16 protein-coding genes are annotated in these 19168 nt (G+C 65.8%); 6 read left to right on the top strand and 10 right to left on the bottom strand.

From position 1 onward, the window contains the following. The first annotated feature begins 122 nt into the window (after positions 1–122). The gene (locus CUJ90_RS09730) at positions 123–788 is read left to right on the top strand and encodes a TetR family transcriptional regulator (RefSeq protein ID WP_114162562.1); all 666 of its coding nucleotides are present in this window, start codon (positions 123–125) and stop codon (positions 786–788) included. Between the two features lie 84 nt (positions 789–872). Here CUJ90_RS09730 and CUJ90_RS09725 read toward each other — a convergent pair whose 3' ends face one another. From CUJ90_RS09725 to CUJ90_RS09715, 3 genes are all read right to left on the bottom strand, one after another. Then, positions 873–2066 carry a tetratricopeptide repeat protein gene (locus CUJ90_RS09725; RefSeq protein ID WP_114162561.1) on the bottom strand — a complete coding sequence of 398 codons (1194 nt, stop codon included), beginning with the start codon at positions 2064–2066 and terminating at the stop codon, positions 873–875. Between the two features lie 65 nt (positions 2067–2131). Continuing rightward, positions 2132–2812, bottom strand: a complete 681-nt coding sequence (locus tag CUJ90_RS09720; RefSeq protein ID WP_073431034.1) for a PspA/IM30 family protein — start codon at positions 2810–2812, stop codon at positions 2132–2134. A gap of 440 nt (positions 2813–3252) precedes the next feature. Continuing rightward, positions 3253–3891: a hypothetical protein gene (locus CUJ90_RS09715; RefSeq protein ID WP_114162560.1), complete on the bottom strand. Its 639-nt coding sequence runs from the start codon at positions 3889–3891 to the stop codon at positions 3253–3255. 518 nt (positions 3892–4409) lie between these two features. On the opposite strand from CUJ90_RS09715, the gene CUJ90_RS09710 reads away from it, so the two are divergent. Both CUJ90_RS09710 and CUJ90_RS09705 read left to right on the top strand, forming a co-directional pair. Then, entirely contained in the window at positions 4410–6911 is a 2502-nt protein-coding gene (locus tag CUJ90_RS09710) for a penicillin-binding protein 1A (protein WP_114162559.1), read from the top strand. Between the two features lie 417 nt (positions 6912–7328). After that, positions 7329–8207: a lipid A biosynthesis lauroyl acyltransferase gene (locus CUJ90_RS09705; RefSeq protein WP_114162558.1), complete on the top strand. Its 879-nt coding sequence runs from the start codon at positions 7329–7331 to the stop codon at positions 8205–8207. On the opposite strand, the gene CUJ90_RS09700 is transcribed toward CUJ90_RS09705, so the two are convergent. From CUJ90_RS09700 to CUJ90_RS09690, 3 genes are read right to left on the bottom strand one after another with little or no spacing between them, the layout of a single operon-like run. Continuing rightward, positions 8201–9715 carry an efflux transporter outer membrane subunit gene (locus CUJ90_RS09700; protein ID WP_114162557.1) on the bottom strand — a complete coding sequence of 505 codons (1515 nt, stop codon included), beginning with the start codon at positions 9713–9715 and terminating at the stop codon, positions 8201–8203. The genes CUJ90_RS09705 and CUJ90_RS09700 overlap by 7 nt on opposite strands. Before the next feature lie 2 nt (positions 9716–9717). Beyond that, positions 9718–12846: an efflux RND transporter permease subunit gene (locus CUJ90_RS09695; RefSeq protein WP_114162556.1), complete on the bottom strand. Its 3129-nt coding sequence runs from the start codon at positions 12844–12846 to the stop codon at positions 9718–9720. Then, positions 12843–13997, bottom strand: coding sequence for an efflux RND transporter periplasmic adaptor subunit (locus tag CUJ90_RS09690; protein WP_114162555.1), 1155 nt, complete (start codon positions 13995–13997; stop codon positions 12843–12845). Before CUJ90_RS09690 ends, CUJ90_RS09695 begins: the two co-directional genes overlap by 4 nt. A 220-nt stretch (positions 13998–14217) precedes the next feature. On the opposite strand from CUJ90_RS09690, the gene CUJ90_RS09685 reads away from it, so the two are divergent. After that, complete coding sequence (locus CUJ90_RS09685) at positions 14218–14835, top strand: TetR/AcrR family transcriptional regulator (protein WP_073431041.1); 618 nt, start codon at positions 14218–14220, stop codon at positions 14833–14835. 53 nt (positions 14836–14888) lie between these two features. Here the strand turns inward: CUJ90_RS09685 and CUJ90_RS09680 are convergent, their stop codons facing one another. After that, entirely contained in the window at positions 14889–15101 is a 213-nt protein-coding gene (locus CUJ90_RS09680; RefSeq protein ID WP_073431042.1) for a hypothetical protein, read from the bottom strand. Positions 15102–15357: 256 nt separating this feature from the next. Between CUJ90_RS09680 and CUJ90_RS09675 the strand changes: the two genes are divergently transcribed. Then, on the top strand, positions 15358–16416 hold the full coding sequence (locus CUJ90_RS09675; protein WP_114162554.1) for a LysR family transcriptional regulator: 1059 nt from the start codon (positions 15358–15360) through the stop codon (positions 16414–16416). A 374-nt stretch (positions 16417–16790) separates the two neighbouring features. Here CUJ90_RS09675 and CUJ90_RS09670 read toward each other — a convergent pair whose 3' ends face one another. Beyond that, the gene (locus CUJ90_RS09670) at positions 16791–17021 is read right to left on the bottom strand and encodes a DUF2795 domain-containing protein (RefSeq protein WP_073431044.1); all 231 of its coding nucleotides are present in this window, start codon (positions 17019–17021) and stop codon (positions 16791–16793) included. Here CUJ90_RS09670 and CUJ90_RS32350 point away from each other — a divergent pair. Then, the gene (locus CUJ90_RS32350) at positions 17020–17235 is read left to right on the top strand and encodes a hypothetical protein (RefSeq protein ID WP_152035341.1); all 216 of its coding nucleotides are present in this window, start codon (positions 17020–17022) and stop codon (positions 17233–17235) included. The two genes, CUJ90_RS09670 and CUJ90_RS32350, sit on opposite strands and share 2 nt — an antisense overlap. Before the next feature lie 37 nt (positions 17236–17272). Here CUJ90_RS32350 and CUJ90_RS09665 read toward each other — a convergent pair whose 3' ends face one another. Then, the gene (locus CUJ90_RS09665) at positions 17273–17527 is read right to left on the bottom strand and encodes a hypothetical protein (RefSeq protein WP_073431045.1); all 255 of its coding nucleotides are present in this window, start codon (positions 17525–17527) and stop codon (positions 17273–17275) included. Positions 17528–17757: 230 nt separating this feature from the next. Beyond that, a complete protein-coding gene (locus CUJ90_RS09660; RefSeq protein ID WP_073431046.1) occupies positions 17758–19104 on the bottom strand; it encodes a C45 family autoproteolytic acyltransferase/hydrolase in 1347 nt (448 codons plus the stop codon). Between the last annotated feature and the right edge of the window lie 64 nt (positions 19105–19168).

The raw sequence follows: 19168 nt of genomic DNA, 5'->3' as shown, positions 1-19168 counted from the left end.
ATTCAGGCGTCTACATCTGTCTACTTCGACATACCGCGCAGGGTAGACAACTGTACACTTCGCGTCAAGATCGTTTAGAGTACGGCGTATTAACGCGCGCCGTGCCCTTTGATTGAACGCTCATGAAATCCGCGCCTGAAGCGATGTCCGCCAACCATGAACTGCCTGCCGGCAAGCGCAAGCTGATCGACGCGGCCTTGCGTCTGACCGCGGGCGGCCGCAGCTTCGCGAGTCTGGGCTTGCGCGAACTGGCGCGTGAGGCCGGGCTCAATCCCAACACGTTCTATCGCCATTTCGACACGCTCGACGAGCTGGCGCGCGAGGCGGTCGAATCCGTGAGTCGCCGCTTGCGGCCCATGCTGCGGCGCGAACGCTGGCTCGCCGCGCACGACGACGCCCATAGCGTGCCGCGCCGCGCATGCGCGGCGTTCTTTGCGTTCGCGCTGGAAAACCGCGCGGCCTTCGTGAGCGCGCTGGCGGAGTACCACGGCACGTCGCCGGTGTTACGTGAAGCGGTGCGCGCGAACCTTCACGACGTGTCGGCGGAAATGGCGGACGACGTCGTGCAACTGGAATGGATGCCGACGCTCGCGCGCGAGACTGTCGACGAAGTCTGCACGCAGATCGTGCTGCAACTGTTTCACCTGTCGGCGGAATACCTCGACGCGAATGCGGCGCGCCAGCAAGCGCTGATCGCGTATGCGGAGCGTTTCATTGTCAGGCTGTTCGCGGGGTCGGTGCTGCTCGCGCAGGAGCCGGGCAGGGCGGCGGCGCCGATGCGCGGATAAAAACCTCACGCAAAAAAACAGGCTCCGCGAAGGAGCCTGTTTTTCATGAACGCCTGGTCGGCGCGACGGCCGCATGGCCGATGCTTAGGTGTTGTTGTCGTTCCACCCGCCGGAATCGTCGTTGCTGCCCAGATCGACGCCGCCGCCGCTGTTATCGTTCCAGTCGTTCGACCCCTGGCCGAAATCGAGGCCGCCGCCATTGCCGCCGTCGTTGCCGCGCCGGCGCGCTTCGTCGTCGACGACCACCTCGCGTTCCACCACGCGCTCACGCCCGGAGTTCAGCGCTTCGCCAAGCAGCACGCCGGTCAGCAGACCGCCCATGCCGCCGCCGAAACCGCCGCCTTGCTGCACGACGACCGGCGGCTGTTGCTGATACGGTCCTTGCTGCGGATACGGCGCTTGCGGGGGATTGCCGAAGCGTTCGGCTTCCTGCGCATACGGCGACTGCTGCGCGGCCGGGGCCGATGCCGATGCGGCATACGGATCGGGCCGGCCGTCGGCACGCGCGCGCATGCTGCCGATGCGCTGCTCGAGTTCGTCGAGCTGATACGGCGGCACCGGGTTCTTGCTGTTCGACAGCGTTTCGACCAGGCCGCGCAGTTGATCCTCGGTCGCTTCGACTTCCTTCTCGAGCGCCTCGTGACCTTGCACCGTGGAAAGCTTCACGTCGAGCTTGAGCGAGCGCACGGTGTTGAGCATTTCCGTGGCGCGCTTGAGTTGCACGCGACGATCGTCGTCGGCGCGCGTGTCGTCCTGTTTGCGGGCGCGCCGCAGCGTCCAGCGCAGCACCAGCGCGATTGCGCCGATCAGCAGGGCGATGCCGATCCACATGCCGATGCCCGGACCATGCTGTTGCGGCGCTTGCGGGATCATCGCCGGCTGCTGCTGCACGGCCGGCGCATTCTGCTGCACGAACGGGTTCGCCGCGCGGCTGGTGGTGTTGCCGCCGGCACGCTCGGCATTCTTGCGAATGCGCGCTTCGGTTTGCGCGAAGCGGCTCGGGTCGGTAAAGCGGATTTGCGGATCGAGCGTTTTTGCCTGCTGAACCTGGGCGAGCGCGTCGGCATGACGGCCTTCGCGATCGAGCACCTGGCTGTAGAGATAATGCGCGCGGGCATTGTTCGGATGCGCCTGCAGCACTTCGCTCAAGCCGGCATCGGCTTGCTGCCAGTTGCCTTGCGCCATGGCGGATTCGATCTGCTGAACCGTCGGCACGGCAAACGCCGCGGCCGACACGAACAGCAATGAGGCGAACGCGGTTGCGAGAAATTTTTTCATTGACGGACCGGGCGCGATGCGCCCGTCTCCTTGACGACTACCTCGACACGGTAGTGCCGACGCAATTACTGGGCCGGCGTGTTCAACTGCTTCTTCAACGCTTCGAGGCGGTCCTCGACGGACGGACCGCGGTTCAGATCGGCGAGCTTGTCGTCGAGCGCCTTGCCGCTTTTCACGTCGGCCGAATTCAGGCGAGCGTCGGAACGCGCGTTCGACAACGCGACCTTGTCTTCCAGCTTCTGAAAATCCTCGGAAAGATTCTTGCCGCCGATGCCGCCCAGCGCGGTGGCCGCCACGTCCTTGGCCTGAGCGATCTGCTGCTTGGCCTGGAGAATGTTCGAGCGCGCGTTCAGATCGTTACGGCGGGTGCGCATGTCGTCGATCTGGCTCTTCAACTGCTCGACCGACGGCTCCAGCGTGGCCAGTTCCTTCGCCAGCGCATCGCGTTCGGCTTCGGCCGTGGCTTGCGCGCCGAGCGCTTCGCGGGCGAGCGCTTCGTCGCCGGATTGCAGCGCGCGCTTCGCGCCGTCTTCGTACTTCTTCGCCTTGTCGCCGGCAACGTCGCGCTTGCTTTGCTGCGTGGCCACTTGCGCCTGAATCTCGATCAACGAGTTCTCGGCTTTGGCGATGCTCTCGTCGAGCTCGCGCACGATCTGGCGCGAGTCGCGCGACGGGTCTTGCACGGAATCGGCCGCGTCGTTCAGAAGACCTTTGAGCGTGCGCGAAATGCTGTCAAAAAGCGACATGAAAACCTCCAAAGAATGATGTCAGCGCCGAATAATTCCGCGCGCTCAACGGCTTGCCTCTGCTACTTTACGCCGCCGCGCGTGAAGCTGCGCAGCGTTCCGACCGGAGGTCGGGGCGCGCTTGCCGATTGCAATAGCGGCGCCGTAAATTGTTCGATCGAGCGATCGAACGTGTGAACCGGGGCAGCGCTAAAACGCGCGGCCGGTCATCCAGCCGCTCGCGGATATTACACCACGGGGTCTCTTAAAACGGACTTAAAGGGTGCGATGAGAGGGGCGCGCAAACCTTGCGCGCGAAGTGTGTCGGTAACGTGTCGTCGAGGTGTCGCGAAGGTTTCGCCTGGGCATCACGTGTGGCGCCAAGGCGTCCATAGCGAGTCGTCATGCGTGGGGCGGGATGTTCGCGCAACAGGCGTTGCCGATTGCATCGCGCCTATGCGTCACGCGAAGCGTCCGCCTTCCGTACTCGGGTCGCTCAGTGGATCGTCCTCGTTCTGAGCGCCGTCGATGCGTGGACGCTTGAGCACGCTGCGGGCCTGTGCTTGCGGGTCGGTCTGCGGCGTTTGCGGCGTTGCGGAGCGTTTCGCGGACGCCGCTTTTGCCGCGGCGACACGCGCCACCGCTTCGGCGGTTGCCGCGGCTTCCTCGTCGACGCCGGCGGCGAGCGCGGCGGAAACGTCCGCCGGCAACAACGGTGTGGGCTCCGCCGCCGACGGGCTGTCCGCCAACGGATCGCGAGCCGACGCGGCACCTGTTTGCTTTGCCGCCGTGTTTTCCGCCGAGGCGCCCGCTTCGCTGTCGCCATGCGTTTGCAAGGCCGCCGGCAGCGCCGCGCGTGCTTGCCGCGTGCCGTGCGCGACGCGCTGCAACGCGGCGTCGAGCGCGTCCGGCGCGCGTGGCGCATTGAGCCGGTCGACGATGCTGGCCGCTTTCACCTGCTCGCTGGTCGCGCCGAAGCTCAGTACCGCGCGCCGCATCAGTTCGCTCACGCTGATGCCGAGTTCGGCGGCGGTGGCGCTGATCGCGCGTTTCTGTGCGGTAGTGACGAATACGACGATGCGTTCGCTGGGCTTGTTCATGGTCGGCTCGCATACTTGTTGGCATGGTCGGCACAGACGTGCATTCGGCATAAGCCGTTCGCATGCGCCGGGTCCATCATATGACGAGTTGCACCGACGCGTAACGGGCGCGACATGAAAATCCCATGACATCAACGGCTTGTAGCGTTTCGGGCGGGCTTGTCCACAGGCCTTTCAACATTTTCTGTTGATAACTTCGACACGGCACGCAAGGCATTTGTATGAATGCCGTAATCTACAGACGCCTCGTCACGCGACGGGAATTCTTACAAAAAAACTGGCTTCGACTCCGCTTGCTTTCTTTAAAATGCGCTGTTACGTTGCGCCGGACACTGTCCCAGGCGCGCCGTGTGGCCGACCGGGGGTATCAGGCCGCGCGGCGGTTCGCGCCGGGTTCGGGCCTCGATGCGCCTCTGTGCTCATTGATGCGCCTTTAGCCACGTCGCTCGATCACGATCCATGCATGCGCCAGGAGCGCGTGCAGTCAGGCGCGCAGTCATGCGTCCACTATTCCAGTCATGCCAATCATCAAACGACCGCATTCCTCCCACTCTCCGGCTGGTGAAGACCGGGATTCCTACCATCGCACTCCAGGACGCAACGCCGCCTCGCGCGACGCCGAGGCGGGCCGCCGTTCCGTCGGCGCGACGATCGCGATCTGGTTCGCGAGTCTGGCCGCGACCGTCGCCGTGGTGGGCGCGTTGATCGTCGGCTATGCGCTGGTGGTGATGGGCCCGCAACTGCCGTCGCTCGACGTGCTGACCGACTATCGTCCGAAAGTGCCGCTGCGCGTCTATACCGCGGACCACGTGCTGATCGGCGAATTCGGCGAGGAACGGCGCAGCCTCGTGCGCTTCCAGGATATTCCCGACCAGATGAAGAAGGCGGTGCTCGCGATCGAGGACTATCGCTTCTACGAGCACGGCGGCGTCGACTTCCTCGGCATTCTGCGCGCCGGTTTCGCCGACCTCGCGCATGGCGGCGCCTCGCAAGGCGCGAGCACGATCACCATGCAGGTGGCGCGCAACTTCTTCCTGTCGAGCGAAAAGACCTACACGCGCAAGATTTACGAAATGCTGCTCGCCTACAAGATCGAGCGCGCGCTCACGAAGGATCAGATTCTCGAGCTGTACATGAACCAGATTTATCTGGGCGAGCGCGCCTACGGTTTCGCGGCGGCCGCGCGCGTGTACTTCGGCAAGGATCTGAAAGACATCACACTCGCCGAGGCGGCGATGCTGGCCGGCTTGCCGAAGGCGCCGTCCGCGTACAACCCGGTGGTCAATCCGAAGCGCGCGAAGATCCGTCAGGAATACATTCTGCGGCGCATGCTCGAACTGCGGTACATCAGCCGGGAGCAGTACGACCAGGCCGTGAAGGAAGAGCTTCGCACCCGCAACCCCGGCAACGAATACAGCGTGCACGCCGAGTACATCGCCGAAATGGTCCGGCAGATGATGTACGCGCAGTACAAGGACGAAACCTATACGCGCGGCCTGAACGTCACCACCACGATCGATTCCGCCGATCAGGACGCCGCTTACCGCGCGGTGCGCAAGGGCGTGATGGATTACGAGCGGCGCCACGGCTATCGCGGACCCGAAGGCTTCGTGCAACTGCCCGCGCCCGGCGACGACCGCGACCAGACGATCGACGACGCGCTCACCGATCACCCCGACAACGGCGAGCTCATCGCCGCTGTGGTGACGGACGCGGGTCCGAAGCAGGTGAAGGCGCAACTGGTGGACGGCACCCAGGTGACGATCAGCGGCGACGGTCTGCGCTTCGCAGCCGGCGCGCTGAGCGCGCGCGCGGCCGCGGCCACGAAGATCAAGCCGGGCTCGATCGTGCGCGTGCTTGCCGACGACAAAGGCAACTGGCAGATCACGCAGCTTCCGCAAGTGGAAGGCGCGCTGGTCTCGCTCACGCCGCAGGACGGCGCGATTCGCGCGCTGGTGGGCGGCTTCGACTTCAACAAGAACAAGTTCAATCACGTCACGCAGGCGTGGCGTCAGCCGGGTTCGAGCTTCAAGCCGTTCATCTATTCGGCGGCGCTCGACAAGGGGCTGGGACCGGCCACGATCATCAACGACGCGCCGTTGTACTTCCCGTCGAGCACGCCGGGCGGCGACGCGTGGGAGCCGAAGGACGACGATCAGCCGGACGGCCCGATGCCCTTGCGCCTCGCGTTGCAGAAGTCGAAGAACCTCGTGTCGATCCGCATCCTGTCGTTCATCGGCACGAAGTACGCGCAAGACTTCGTCACGCAGCGTTTCGGTTTCGACGCCGACAAGACGCCGCCGTATTTGCCGATGGCGCTCGGCGCGGGCCTCGTCACGCCGTTGCAGTCGGCGGGCGCGTACTCGGTGTTCGCGAACGGCGGCTACCGGATCAATCCGTATCTGATCAACGAGGTGACCGATGCGCGCGGCGAGCCGCTTTCGAAAGCGCAGCCGCTGACCGCCGGCCGTGACGCGCCGCGCACGCTGGAACCGCGCAACGCGTACATCATGAACAGCCTGCTGCATTCGGTGGCCACCGCCGGCACCGGCGCGGGCACCAACGCGCTGCATCGTTCGGACTTGCAGGGCAAGACGGGCACGACCAACGACGCCAAGGACGGCTGGTTCGCCGGGTATCAGCAATCGCTGGTGGCGGTGGCGTGGATGGGTTACGACCAGCCGAAGACGCTCGGCAGCCGCGAATTCGGCGCGCAACTCGCGCTGCCGATCTGGGTCGAGTACATGCAGCGCGCGCTGCGGGGCGTGCCGCAAGCCGAGCCGCCGCAGCCGCCCGGCGTGACCACCGTCGACGGTGAGCTGTTCTATGCGGATATGACGCCGGGCAACGGCTTCGTCGCCAGCATCGGCCTCGATTCGGCGAATCCGACCGCCGGCGTGAGCGATGCGCTGGGCGGCGTGGGACCGGCCGGCATGACGCCGCCGGCGGTGCCGCCGCCGAGCGTCTCGTCGAACGAGAAGAAGCAGATCATGGATCTGTTCGAGACGAACAAACCTTGAGGTCGTGGCGGGCGTGCGCGGGCCGCACGGTCCCGCACCGCCCCGCGCGTGGGCTGGTCGGAAAACGGGTGGGCGTTTGCGAAAATGCCGCCCTTCGCCAACGCTTTTCCCGCGCCTCGATGATGGCGCGGCGAGCGGCTTTTGTGCCCGCACTGCGCGGTGTGTTTTAATCACGCCTGCGGTGCTTCCATTGGGTCCCATCGGGACGCCCGATTCCTGGCCCGATTCCTGGGCCGATTCCTGCCCGGTTTCGGCCGCCAACACCGCTGCGTCTCGCCGCGAACGAGACGTCCATCTTCAGAACGCGCCGCGCGAGACCCGGTTTTGACGCGCGGCGCATGCCGCTCCGTCCGTTAGCACAAGCAGGTTGCTGCGGCCGGCTTGTTTGCCATCCAGCATCCACCGGGTCTCCGCCTAGTGAAAAGTCGAATCCTCATCGGTCTGATGACAGGTCTGCTGCGCGCCTTTGCCTTTCTGCCCTACGGCGTCGTCGCGCGGATCGGCACCGGTATCGGCGCGTTGCTGTACCGGATTCCGAGCACACGCCGGCGCGTCGTGCATACCAATCTGAAATTATGTTTTCCCGACATGAGCGACGAGGCGCGCGAACGTCTTGCGCGCGCGCACTTCTGCCATGTGATCCGCAGCTATGTCGAGCGCGGGCCGCAATGGTTCGGCAATGCGCGCGCGCTCGCGCGTCTTGTCGAAGTGGAAAGCGCGATCGATCTCTCCGATATGCAGGCGCACCCGACGATCTTCGTCGGCTTCCATTTCGTCGGCATCGAAGCGGGTTGCATGATGTATTCGACGCGGCATCCGGTTGCGTCGCTGTACACGCCGATGTCGAACCTGCTGCTCGACGCCATGGCGAAGCGCCAGCGCGCCCGCTTCGGCACGGAGATGATTCCGCGCAGCGATAGCGTGCGGCGGGCGTTGCGCGTGTTGCGCGAGGGCAAGCCGGTGATGCTGGCGGCCGACATGGATTTCGGTTTGCGCGACTCCGTGTTCGTGCCGTTTTTCGGCGTGCCGGCTTGCACGCTGACGTCCGTCTCGCGGATGGCGCGCGCGAGCAATGCGCGCGTGGTGCCGTTCGTGACGGAGGTGTTGCCGGACTATCGCGGCTACAAGCTGACGATTTTCGATGCGCTAAGCGATTTTCCGTCGGACGACGTCGCACTCGACGCACGGCGGATCACCGAATTTCTCGAGACGCAGGTCCGGCGGATTCCTGCCCAATATTATTGGGTGCATAAGCGATTCAAGAATCGGCCGGCGGGGGAGGCGGGGGTTTACTGAGCGTTGCGGGTGGCTGTGCCGGCATTCGGCGCCGCAGCCGCGGCAGTCCCCGTTCCGCCCTCGACCGGCGGATTTCCCATCGCCTGAAACAAGGCCGCCGTATCCGTCAAACGCGCGCTCGTGTAGCGGATCTCATCGAGTTGCGCGTTACGAAACGGCTGCTCGCTCGAACGTGTCGACGCGACCGGCACCGCGCCCAGCCGATAGCGCCCCGACGTCTCCTCGAACACGCCCTGGGCCGAACGCGCGGCGCTATTGGCCGCCTCCAGCGCCTGCGCGTCGTGCTCGAGCGCGGCGAGCGTATCGGCGACGTTCTGGAACGCGGCCAGCACGGTCTGCTTGTATTGCGAGACCGTCGCGTCATAGGTATCCATCGCGGCGCGGCGCTGCGCAAACAATGCGCCGCCGTGGAACAGCGGCTGCGACAGCGACGCGCCGATGCTCCATATCGCTCCCGCGCCGGACAGCGCCACCGGCCAGCTAAACCCGCCTTGTCCCATCGACGCGCTCAGCGAAATGCTCGGGAACATCTGCGCCGTCGCCACGCCGACCTCGGCAGCCGCGGCCTTCAAGGCGGCGTCGGCGGCCTGGATGTCGGGCCGAGTGCGCAACAACTCTGACGGCACCACCACCGGCACCTGTTCGGGCACGCTCAGTTGCGCGAGATCGAGATCGTCCGGCGCGGCATCCGGCGTGCGGCCGAGCAGCACCGCCAACGCATGGCGCGTGGTCAGCCATTGCTGCTTGAGGCCCGGCAAGCTCGCGGACAAACTCGCCGCGCTCTGTTGCGCGCTCAACTGGTCCGCGTGGGACACGGCGCCCAGCACGTAGCGGCGCTGCGTATCGCGTGCCTGATCGTTGGCGAGCGTGACGAGCCGTTCGGTCGTGTCGATCTGCGCGCGCAGCGCGGCGCTGGTGATCGCGGCGCTGACGATGTTGGCGGCGAGCGCCCGGCGCGCCGCATCGAACTGGTACGCCTGCACGTTCACGCGAGCGGCGAGCGCGGTGTCGGCGAGTCGCGCGGCGCCGAACAGATCGAGCGTGTAGTGCGCCTGCAATTGCCCGACGAAGATGTTGTACAGAAACGTGTTCGAGCCGATCTCGGGGATCGCCAGCGCGCGATTGCGGGTCACCTGGCCGCCCGCGTCGATGGTCGGCAGCATCGAACTGCCGATCTGCGCGCGCAGTTGCTCGCGCGCCGCGGCGAGGCTCTTGTCGGTGGCGGCGAGCGTGGGGCTGTTGCGCAAGCCCTCGTCGACCAGCGCGTTCAGCGCATCCGAGCGATACAGCTTCCACCATTCGGGCACCGGCTTCGCGCCGACCACGAACTGTTGCGTGACGCCTTGCGCGGACGCCGTTTGCGTCGGCTGCGCCTGCGCGCCGTAATGCGCCGGTTGCGGCATCGCGGGCGGCTCGCCGCTCGGTCCGAACGAGCAGGCGGCGAGCGCGCATGCGGCGCCCGCGAGCGCGGCGATGCGCGGGTATCGGGAGATTGCGAAAGTTGCCATGATCAATTCCCCGTATGCGCCGAACCGGACGCGGACGGCGCCTGCGGCTCGCGTTCGTCGCCGCGCACTCGGAACCAGGCGGCGTACAGCGCGGGCAGATAGAACAGCGTAAGGACGGTCGCGCTGGTGATGCCGCCCATCAGCGCGGTGGCCATCGGACCGAAGAAGTTCGAGCGCAACAGCGGAATCAGCGCGAGCACGGCGGCGGCCGCGGTCAGCGTGATCGGCCGGAAACGCCGTACCGTCGCCCCGACGATCGCATCGAAGCGCTTATGCCCCGCGGCGATGTCCTGCTCGATCTGATCGACCAGGATCACCGAGTTGCGCATGATGATGCCGAACATGGCGATCACGCCGAGCGTCGCGACGAAACCGAACGGCTGGCCGAACAGCAGCAGCGTCAACACGACGCCGATCAGACCGAGCGGCGCGGTCAGCACCACCATCAGCACGCGCGAGAAACTCTGCAACTGGATCATCAGCAACGTGAGCACGGCGATGATCATGATCGGCATCTGCGCGTTGATCGACGTCTGGCCCTTGGCGCTTTCCTCCACCGAGCCGCCCACCTCGATCCGGTAGCCGACCGGCAGCGTCGCGCGAATCGGGCCGAGCGCCTTGTTGACGGCGTTCGTGACGTCGATGCCTTGCGCGCCAGGTCCGACGTCGGACTGCACGGTGATCGTCGGTTGACGGTCGCGTTCCCAGATCACGCCGTATTCGAGATCGTTGCGCAGATGGCCGAGCGTGCCGAGCGGCACGGGGCCGTTCGGCGTCGGCATCGCCAGCGTGACGAGTGGCGCGGGATCGACGCGTTCGGCTTTCGGTGCGCGCAGATCGACGCTGATCAGCTTGTCGCGTTCACGGTACTGCGTGACCGTGTAGCCGGAAAGCGTCATCGCGAGGAAGCTGGAGATGTCCTCCGAGCTCACGCCGAGTTCGCGCGCTTTCTTCTGATCGACCTCGAAGCGCACCGAGCGCTCGGCGGGTTCGTCCCAGTCGAACTGCACGCCGCGCGTGCCGGGATTGGCGCGCAGCGTCGCGGCGACGCGCTCGGCGATCGAGCGCACCGTGGCGATGTCGTCGCCGCTCACGCGGAACTGCACCGGATAGCCGACCGGCGGCCCGTTCTCGAGCCGCGACAGGCGCGTGCGGATCGCGGGGAATTTGTCGCGCAATTCGGGTTCGAGCCACTGCGCGAGCTTCTCGCGATCCTTCACCGACTTCGCGGTGATCACGAACTGCGCGAAGTTCGGCTGCTGCAATTGCTGATCGAGCGGCAGATAGAAACGCGGCGCGCCGCTGCCGACGAAGTTCACCGTATGGTCGATTTCCGGCCGGCCCGCGAGCGTTTTTTCGAGCCGCTCGGCCTGGCGCAGCGTCGCATCGAACGACGCGCCCTCGGGCAAGCGCACGTCCACCAGCAACTCGGAACGGTCCGAACTCGGGAAGAACTGCTGCGGCACGAGCGTGAAGCCCGCCATCGCGACGATGAACAGCACGACGGTGATCGTCAGCACGATGAAGCGCCGCTCGATGCACCAGCCGACCCAGCCGCGCAGCCGCGTATAGAAGCGCGTGTCGTAGATGTCGTGCTCGTGATCGTCCGCTTCGTGTTCGTGGCGCTTGCGCTCGGGCAGCAGGTGATAGCCGAGCAGCGGAATCAGCACGACCGCCGCGAGCCACGATGCGATCAGCGCGATCGCCGACACCTCGAAAATCGAGCGCGTATATTCGCCGGTGCTCGACTTGGCCAATGCGATCGGCAGAAAGCCGGCCACCGTGACAAGCGTGCCGGTGAGCATCGGAAACGCGGTGCTGGTGTACGCGTAAGCCGCCGCGCGCGTGCGGTTCCAGCCTTGTTCGAGCTTCACCGCCATCATTTCGACCGCGATGATCGCGTCGTCCACGAGCAGGCCCAGCGCCAGCACCAGCGTGCCGAGCGAGACCTTGTGCAGGCCGATGTCGAACAGGTACATGCACAGCGCGGTGACGGCGAGCACCACCGGTATCGAGATCACGACCACCATGCCGGTGCGCACGCCCAATGAAATGAGGCTCACCACCAGCACGATCGCGATCGCCTCGGCCACCGCTTCGAGAAAGTCGTCGACGGAGCGCGCGACCGCCTCCGGCATGCTCGACACTTCGGCCAGTTGCAAGCCGGCAGGCAGGTGCTGGCGCAGCCGGACCGTTTCCTGGTCGAGCGCCTTGCCGAGGCGAATCACGTCGCCGCCCGGCTGCATCGTCACGCCGATGCCGAGCACGGCCTTGCCGCCGGAACGCATTTGCGTGGCGACGGGATCGTCGTAGCCGCGCTTGATCGTGGCGATGTCGCCGAGACGGAACGAGCGGTTGTTGATGCGGATCAGCGTGTCGGCGAGCGCGGCGACGTCCTTGAACTGGCCGGTGGGGCGCACGAACACGCGGTCGTCGGCGGTGGTCAGCGTGCCGGCTTGCGAGACGCTGTTCTGCGCGTTGATCGCCTGGCCTAGCTGCTGCGGCGAAATGCCGAGACGCGTGAGTTGCGTGTTGGCGATTTCGATGTAGATGTGCTGATCCGGGTCGCCGAAATAATCGACCTTGGCGACACCCGGCACGCGCAGCAGCACGGTGCGCAACTGGTCCGCGTAATCGTGCAGTTGCGCGGCGGAAAAGCCGTCGCCCTCGAGCGTGTAGATGTTGGTGTAGACGTCGCCGAATTCGTCGTTGAAAAACGGCCCTTGAATGCCTTGCGGCAAGGTCGCCGCGATATCGCCCACCTTCTTGCGCACCTGATACCAGGTTTCGGGCACGTCCTTGACCGGCGCCGAGTCTTTCATCGAAAAGAACGTCAGCGATTCGCCGGGGCGCGAGTAGCTGCGCACGAAATCGATCGCGGGCGTTTCCTGCAACTTGCGGCCGATGCGGTCGGTCACCTGCTCCTGCACCTGGCGCGCGGTGGCGCCCGGCCAGAAGGTGCGGATCACCATCACGCGGAACGTGAAGGGCGGGTCTTCGGATTGCGCGAGCCGGGTGTAGGCGAGGATGCCGAACGCGGTGGAGAGCGCGATCAGGAAGACCACCAGCGCCTGGTGGCGCAGCGCCCATGCGGACAGATTGAAGCGTCCTTCTTCTTGCGTGGTGCTCATGAAGCGAAGTCCTCGGGATGCAGCGGCGCGATCGGCCGGACTTTCTCGCCGGCGCTCACCGTATGCACGCCTTGCAGCACGACACGTTCGCCTTCCTTGAGCCCGCCGCCGATCACGATGGTGCGCTCGTTGTAGCGCGTGACGGTGACGCGGCGCAGTTCCAATGCGTTGTCCGCGGCTCGCACGACCCATACCGCGGGTTCGGCGCCGTCGTGGAACAGCGCGGTAGCCGGCACGACGAAGGAACTGCCTTGATTCGCCGCGCTGTTCGCCGGCGAGGTGGAGATCGCGATATCGGCGGTCATGCCGAGGCGCACGTCGGCGCCGGGGTTCTCGAGCGTGAGCCTCGCGCGATAAGTGCGGCTTTGCGGATCGGCGGCGGGCGACAGTTCGCGCACCCGCGCGGTGAAGCTGCGTCCCGGCAGCGCGGCCAGCGTGACCCTGGCGGTTTGCCCGACCGCCAGCGCGGCCAGCGCGCTTTCCGGCACGTCGCACACCACGTCGACGTCGCCGCTCCACGCGAGGTTGTAGACGGCCTGACCCGCGGACACGTTCTGGCCGGTGTCGGCCTGTTCGGCGGTGATGACGCCGGCGTGATCGGCGACGAGCGCGGTGTACTGCAGCTGGTCTTTCGACAACGCCGCCTGCTGCGCCGCCTGGTCGCGCTGCGCGGCGGCGGACGCGTAGGCATTGGTGGTCTGTTCGAGCTGCGCGGGCGCGATCAGGTTTTCTTTCGCCTGCGCCTGGTCGCGCTCGAGCTGCTGCTTCGCGTACGTGAAAGCGTGCTGCGCGGCGGTGAGCTGCGCCTGTGCGCTGGCCGCGCTCTTTTGCGCGTCCGCCGGATCGAGCCGGGCGACGATCTGGCCGGTCTTGACCACGTCGCCGAGGCGCACGCGCCGCTCGATGATCTTCCCGCCGACGCGAAACGACAGCGGCGTCGAATAGCGCGCCTGCACTTCGCCGGGCAACGACGCCGCCGGCGCGGCCTTGCCGTCGGCATGCACGGCCACGGCGACCACCGGGCGCGGCACGGGCGCGGCCGCTTCTTTTTTCGAGCACGCGGCCAGCGTGACCAGGCCGGTGAGCGCAAGCGCGAAGGTTGCGCGGCGCAAACGCGCGGAACGGGCAAGCCGCTGTGACTGCTGGCGCATCGCTGACGATGCGGGAGGACCGGGACGCTTCACAATTACCCCAACTGGTGACGGCGAACGAACACGGCAAGCCGCAGGGGGCCCGCCAGCGGGGACACGCAGGTCGTTTTATGCAGACAGCATGCGCATCGGACTTCGAATGGTGAATCGCATTCTAATACACACCTGTATTTGAATGCGAGGATGAATTTAAATTCTTTTCGGTGCTAGACTTGCGCTCATGAAACGGCAACGACTCACACGGGAACAGAGCAAGGACCAGACGCGTCAGCGTCTGCTCGACGCTGCGCAGGCGATTTTCATGAAGAAAGGCTTCGTCGCGGCAAGCGTCGAGGACATTGCGGCGGCAGCGGGCTATACGCGCGGTGCGTTCTATTCGAACTTCCGCAGCAAGAGCGAATTGTTTCTCGAACTACTGCGGCGCGATCACGAGACGATGCAGGCCGGCTTGCAGGCGATCTTCGAAAACTCGGCCTCGCGCGAGGAAATGGAAGCGCGCGTGCTGCGCTACTACAGCAATCTGCATCGCGAGAACAAGTGCTTCCTGCTGTGGGTGGAGGCCAAGCTGCTGGCCGTGCGCGACGGCCGCTTCCGGCTGCGCTTCAACGCGTTCATGCACGAGAAGCTCGAACAACTGGGCGCGTACATCCGCGAGTTTTCGGCACGCGTGGGTACGCCGCTCCTGCTGCCCGCGGAGGGGTTGGCGGTGGGCTTGATGGGCTTATGCGACGGCGTGCAGTTCTTCTACACGGTCGATCCGCAAAACGTGTCGGCGGAGATGGCCGAGACGGTGCTGGCGCAATTTTTCGCGCGCGTGGTGTTCGGGCGCGACGCGTGATCCGCGCGGCCCGCGTGGTGGGATGAGCGACGAATCCGGGCGGATCAGGCGGATCAGTTGGTCGGCAATTGCGCGCAAGCGTCCGCGACCGGCGTGGCGCAAATGAACGAATACTCACCGCTGTAGCGCAGCACTTCCTTGCTCGCGTGCAGGACGACCCGGATGTCCGGGCAGCGCTCATAGGCGATGAAGGCCGAACAGGCCGCGGCGGACCAGCAGACCAGCGAAAACGCGATTTTTTCGAAAAGCTGAAAACGATGTGGCATAGCGGTTAGTTTCCTTTCGGGCGCTATGTTACCAGCATCTAAGGGTTTATACCTATCTCAAGGTTCGCGACGAGCCTCGCAGCGCGGCTGCAAGCGCGTCGGAAATCTGACCGGATTGTCATGTACGGGTCAGGGTTGGGACAGGCTCGATCGATACAATCGATTCGTTGGGCAAACCCGCGCGCGCCTTGCCGCACGGGTCGATAGAGGCGGCAGCGTCGCGCCGGCCCGGCGTTACCGAGGCAGGAGTCGTCCCATGAATCAACTGCAATCGATGCGCGTGTTCGTCAAGGTCGCCGACCTGGGCAGTTTCGTCCGCGCGGCCGGCGCGCTGGAGCTTTCCACCGCCGTCGTCACCCGTCATGTCGCCGACCTGGAAGCGCGTCTCGCCACGCGCCTGATCAATCGCACCACGCGGCGGCTCGCGCTGACCGAGTCCGGCGCGGCTTATCTGGAGCGCGTGCGTTCCATTCTCGACGACCTCGACGGCGTCGAGCAGATGGTGGTGGCGCGCAATCACGAACCGGTCGGCACCTTGCGCATCGTCGCGCCGGTGGTGTTCGGGCTGCATAGTCTCGCGCCGGTGGTCCAGTCCTACGCGGCGCGCTATCCCGACGTGGTGCCGGACGTCACGCTCGCGGATCGTCACGTCGATCTGGTCGAAGAGGGTTTCGACGTCGGCATTCTGGTCGCGCGGCCCATGCGCAGCGCGAGCATCGTCACGCGGCGGCTGACCACGGGCCACATGACGGTCTGCGCGACGCCGGCCTATCTGGCGCGGCACGGCACGCCCACGCGCCCGGAGCATCTGCTGGAACATCCCTGTTTGAGCCGGCCGCAGGAGCAGGGCGGCGACGAGCGCGTGTTCAGCGGGCCGGACGGCGAAATCCGCGTGCGGCCCACCAACGCGATCGCCGCGAACAATACGGAGATGCTGCGGCAGTTCGCGCTGCTGGGCATGGGCGTGGCGATTCTGCCGAGCTATCTGATCGGCCGGGATCTGGCGTCCGGGCGGCTCGTGCCGCTGCTGGGCGAGTATCGTCTGCCGCCGGTCGAAATCGCGATTGCGTATCCGAGCCGCTTTCACTTGCCGGCGAAGGTGCGGACCTTCATCGATCACCTCGTCGAGCATTTCCAGCAGGAAGGGCAGCACACGCGCGGTTCGCGGATGCTGGCGCCGCGGCGTGCGGTTGCGGGTTCGCCGGATTATGACGACGGCCTGCCGGCGTCTGCGTTGCGGGGAGAAGAGGCGCGGCCGCGGCCGTTGCTCAAGGCTTCGCGCGCGCGAGGCGTGGCGGCGCCGTCGACGGTTTGATGGGGGCGGGGGGATGGCGGGGCGTTGGTGTGAGTCGGCGCGGCTCGTCGGCGCGTTAGCCGTGCGGTCCGCCGGGCGTCGTTCGTCAGTGCGCGTTTAGCTGTGCCGGTCAGTCGGGTAGCCGCTCGTCAGAGCGCTTACGGCCGTGCCGGTCCGCCGGGCGTCGTTCGCCAGTGCGCGTTTAGCTGTGCCAGTCAGTCCGGTAGCCGCTCGTCAGAGCGCTTACGGCCGTGCCGGTCCGCCGTGCGCCGTGCGCCAACGCGCGTTTAGCCGTGCCGGTCAGTCCGGTGCTGCTAGTCACCGCGCTTGCAGCCATACAAGCCCCTCCAAGCGCCGTGCCGTCAGCGCCCGCAGCCGCTCCCGCCCAACGTCGCTTATCCGGCGAGCCCTGGTCCGTAGTTGCTGCCGAGGAGCCGCGTGACCGACGCAATGTCGACGTAATCCTGTTCCGGCATGCCGTCGAGCATCGACAGCACCTCGTTGCTCGCGCCGGCTTCGCGCGCGGCGTCGACCAGCGCGTCCTTATTGGTCGGAAACTGGACTTCGCTCAAAAGATCGGCGATCTGAAGATCGATCGATTCGCCGGGAATAGCCGATGCGGTCATGCAAGCGCTCCTGGTTGTTGTTGCCGTGCTGCTGGACGGGAATGATGCCGCCGCTAAGCAATGGACAAGTCCGGCCGCCGATTCTTCAGACGTCACCGCGATTCGCCGAGCCATCTTGATCACGCCATCGGACTCCATTGTCGCGCGAACCTGCGCTCGTCGGCGCGCACCGGTTCAGGGCCGAACGAAAGCGCCGAACGAAAGCGCCGACTGAACGCGCGAACCGAACTCGGCCAACCAGACCAGCCCTATCAAGTCTGCAAACGCTCGTTTCGTCCGATGAAGCCGCGCCCGAGGTGCCGTGACCTGGGCAAGGCGATGTGTTTCCATCGGTCCGGACGATTGTCGTCCGTGGCGGCGACATCCGGCGCCGGCGGCGCGACAGGTGCCGCATTGGCGCGTTCGGCAAGGATGCCGGCGTTGCTGGTGTCCGTCGCGGTATGCACCGGCGCGGCGAAACACGAGGCTGACAGCGTCACCATGATCAACAGCGTCGAGGTTTTCATCACCCGACCTCCTAAGCTCATGCGGCGCTAACGAGTCAGCAAGCGCTGTGCCGTCCCCGCGTCGAAAGGAGGGCGCCAGCCGCACGCGACGCCGCGATTCGCGGCCACGCGTACTTACCATCTTAGTTGGTCAAATTCCGCAACGCGCCCCGAACGCCAATAAAAACGCCGTCGCGTAGCGCGGATGATGGCAGGAAGGGACCGGGCTGTCGCGGACGGTCGTTCCGCGTTCAGTTTCCCTCACGCAATACCTCGAATCGCGTCCACGGCCACGACGGCCGGTCGCGCATATAGCCGTTCAGCCAGTTCCATTGCGGATGCCGTTTCATGAACGCCTGGGCGTCGAACGGCCGCCCGCAGGGATGCCCCCAGCGCGCGCTGAACGCCATCTCGCGCGCCATTTCGCTGTCGGCGACCTTGCCGTCGTTGGCGCCCCACGGATTGAACGGTCCGTGATCGCTGCCGCCGAAGCGCGCGTCGTCCAGTTCCAGATGCCCGCAGATGGTGCGCGAGCAGGGGTTGTCGTTGCGGTCGAGATAGACGTCGTGATGGTCGGCGATCATTTGCTTGGCCAGCTCGACGTCGATCTTGCCGCGATGCATGTCCTCGAGTTGCATGAAGCGCAGCCGCCGCGCGCCGTTCTTGCGTACGTCGGTATAGTCCTCGCCTTCCCCGAGACATTCCTGATTGCGGATCTTCAGATCGGTGGCGGTGTTATAGCCGCTGTAGAAGCCGTCCTTCGTGCTCTCGAAACCGGAATAGTGCAGCCCCAGTTCGTAGCGCGCGATCTCGCCGGTCTTGACGTCGCCGAGCAACCAGCTATTCGCGTAGCCGCCGTTGTTGGCGACCGCGAACATCTCGCACCATTCGCCGATGCTGTTCGCGTACTGCGATGCGCGCCGCGAGCGATAGAACTCCGGCGCGCCCGCCGCGTTGTAGCCGACGAAGTTGGAGATGGTGGTTTCGGTCACCATCAGCCCGGCGGCGGTGATCCAGAAATCGGTGAGGCTGGAGATGCAGCCGGGCAAGCCCTGCATCAGAATGCGGTTGCCTCGATCCGGCACGATGTCGAACACCACATTGAACGCGTCGCCCGCGGCATAGCGGTCCCATGAGTTGTGCGCCATCACGATGCGGCCGTCGCGGGTGGCCTTGCCGGTCGCGATGAACGCGCTGCAGTGGTGGCCGCGCCGTCCGCGCCACGGCTTGAGGCCAAGGCGCGGCTCCCGCTGCGCCGCGTGCGTCGGCCACCAGCTTTGCAGCAGATCCATATAGCCATTCCACGCCAGCACTTCGGCGAACGGCAACTGCGCGCCGTCGGCGATGCCCTGGATTTCGTCGCTGAATTCGGTGTCGAGCTGGTTGGCGAACTGCGAGGTCGCCGCGTCGACGAAGGTGTCGAAGTCTTCGCCGGTGTCCCACTTCGCGAGATAGCGGGCGGTGTGGATCGCGTTGCGGATTTCGGCGGCGAGCAACTGGCCGTGCTGCTCGCCGCGGTCGTAGGGCTCGCCTTCGATATGCAGGAAAATCCAGCCCGCCTGGTCGCGGCGCACGGCATCGAGGGACGGTTCGCTCATCTTCGCTCCGATCGAAGGTCGGGCGTCTCGATGCGCCCGTCGTGGCGTCACGCGCGCGGCTCGC

The organism is Paraburkholderia terricola, assembly GCF_003330825.1.
GTDB lineage: Bacteria > Pseudomonadota > Gammaproteobacteria > Burkholderiales > Burkholderiaceae > Paraburkholderia > Paraburkholderia terricola.
The sequence above is the reverse complement of the archived record's forward strand: the minus strand, read 5'-3'. Positions and strand labels throughout refer to the sequence as shown.

What these genes read in the sequence shown, in the direction of transcription:
- CUJ90_RS09730 (WP_114162562.1), top strand. Translation starts at nt 123, where the DNA reads ATGAAATCCGCGCCTGAAGCGATGTCCGCCAACCATGAACTGCCTGCC.
- CUJ90_RS09725 (WP_114162561.1), bottom strand. Translation starts at nt 2,066, where the DNA reads ATGAAAAAATTTCTCGCAACCGCGTTCGCCTCATTGCTGTTCGTGTCG.
- CUJ90_RS09720 (WP_073431034.1), bottom strand. Translation starts at nt 2,812, where the DNA reads ATGTCGCTTTTTGACAGCATTTCGCGCACGCTCAAAGGTCTTCTGAAC.
- CUJ90_RS09715 (WP_114162560.1), bottom strand. Translation starts at nt 3,891, where the DNA reads ATGAACAAGCCCAGCGAACGCATCGTCGTATTCGTCACTACCGCACAG.
- CUJ90_RS09710 (WP_114162559.1), top strand. Translation starts at nt 4,410, where the DNA reads ATGCCAATCATCAAACGACCGCATTCCTCCCACTCTCCGGCTGGTGAA.
- CUJ90_RS09700 (WP_114162557.1), bottom strand. Translation starts at nt 9,715, where the DNA reads ATGGCAACTTTCGCAATCTCCCGATACCCGCGCATCGCCGCGCTCGCG.
- CUJ90_RS09695 (WP_114162556.1), bottom strand. Translation starts at nt 12,846, where the DNA reads ATGAGCACCACGCAAGAAGAAGGACGCTTCAATCTGTCCGCATGGGCG.
- CUJ90_RS09690 (WP_114162555.1), bottom strand. Translation starts at nt 13,997, where the DNA reads ATGCGCCAGCAGTCACAGCGGCTTGCCCGTTCCGCGCGTTTGCGCCGC.
- CUJ90_RS09685 (WP_073431041.1), top strand. Translation starts at nt 14,218, where the DNA reads ATGAAACGGCAACGACTCACACGGGAACAGAGCAAGGACCAGACGCGT.
- CUJ90_RS09680 (WP_073431042.1), bottom strand. Translation starts at nt 15,101, where the DNA reads ATGCCACATCGTTTTCAGCTTTTCGAAAAAATCGCGTTTTCGCTGGTC.
- CUJ90_RS09675 (WP_114162554.1), top strand. Translation starts at nt 15,358, where the DNA reads ATGAATCAACTGCAATCGATGCGCGTGTTCGTCAAGGTCGCCGACCTG.
- CUJ90_RS32350 (WP_152035341.1), top strand. Translation starts at nt 17,020, where the DNA reads ATGCAAGCGCTCCTGGTTGTTGTTGCCGTGCTGCTGGACGGGAATGAT.
- CUJ90_RS09670 (WP_073431044.1), bottom strand. Translation starts at nt 17,021, where the DNA reads ATGACCGCATCGGCTATTCCCGGCGAATCGATCGATCTTCAGATCGCC.
- CUJ90_RS09665 (WP_073431045.1), bottom strand. Translation starts at nt 17,527, where the DNA reads ATGAAAACCTCGACGCTGTTGATCATGGTGACGCTGTCAGCCTCGTGT.
- CUJ90_RS09660 (WP_073431046.1), bottom strand. Translation starts at nt 19,104, where the DNA reads ATGAGCGAACCGTCCCTCGATGCCGTGCGCCGCGACCAGGCGGGCTGG.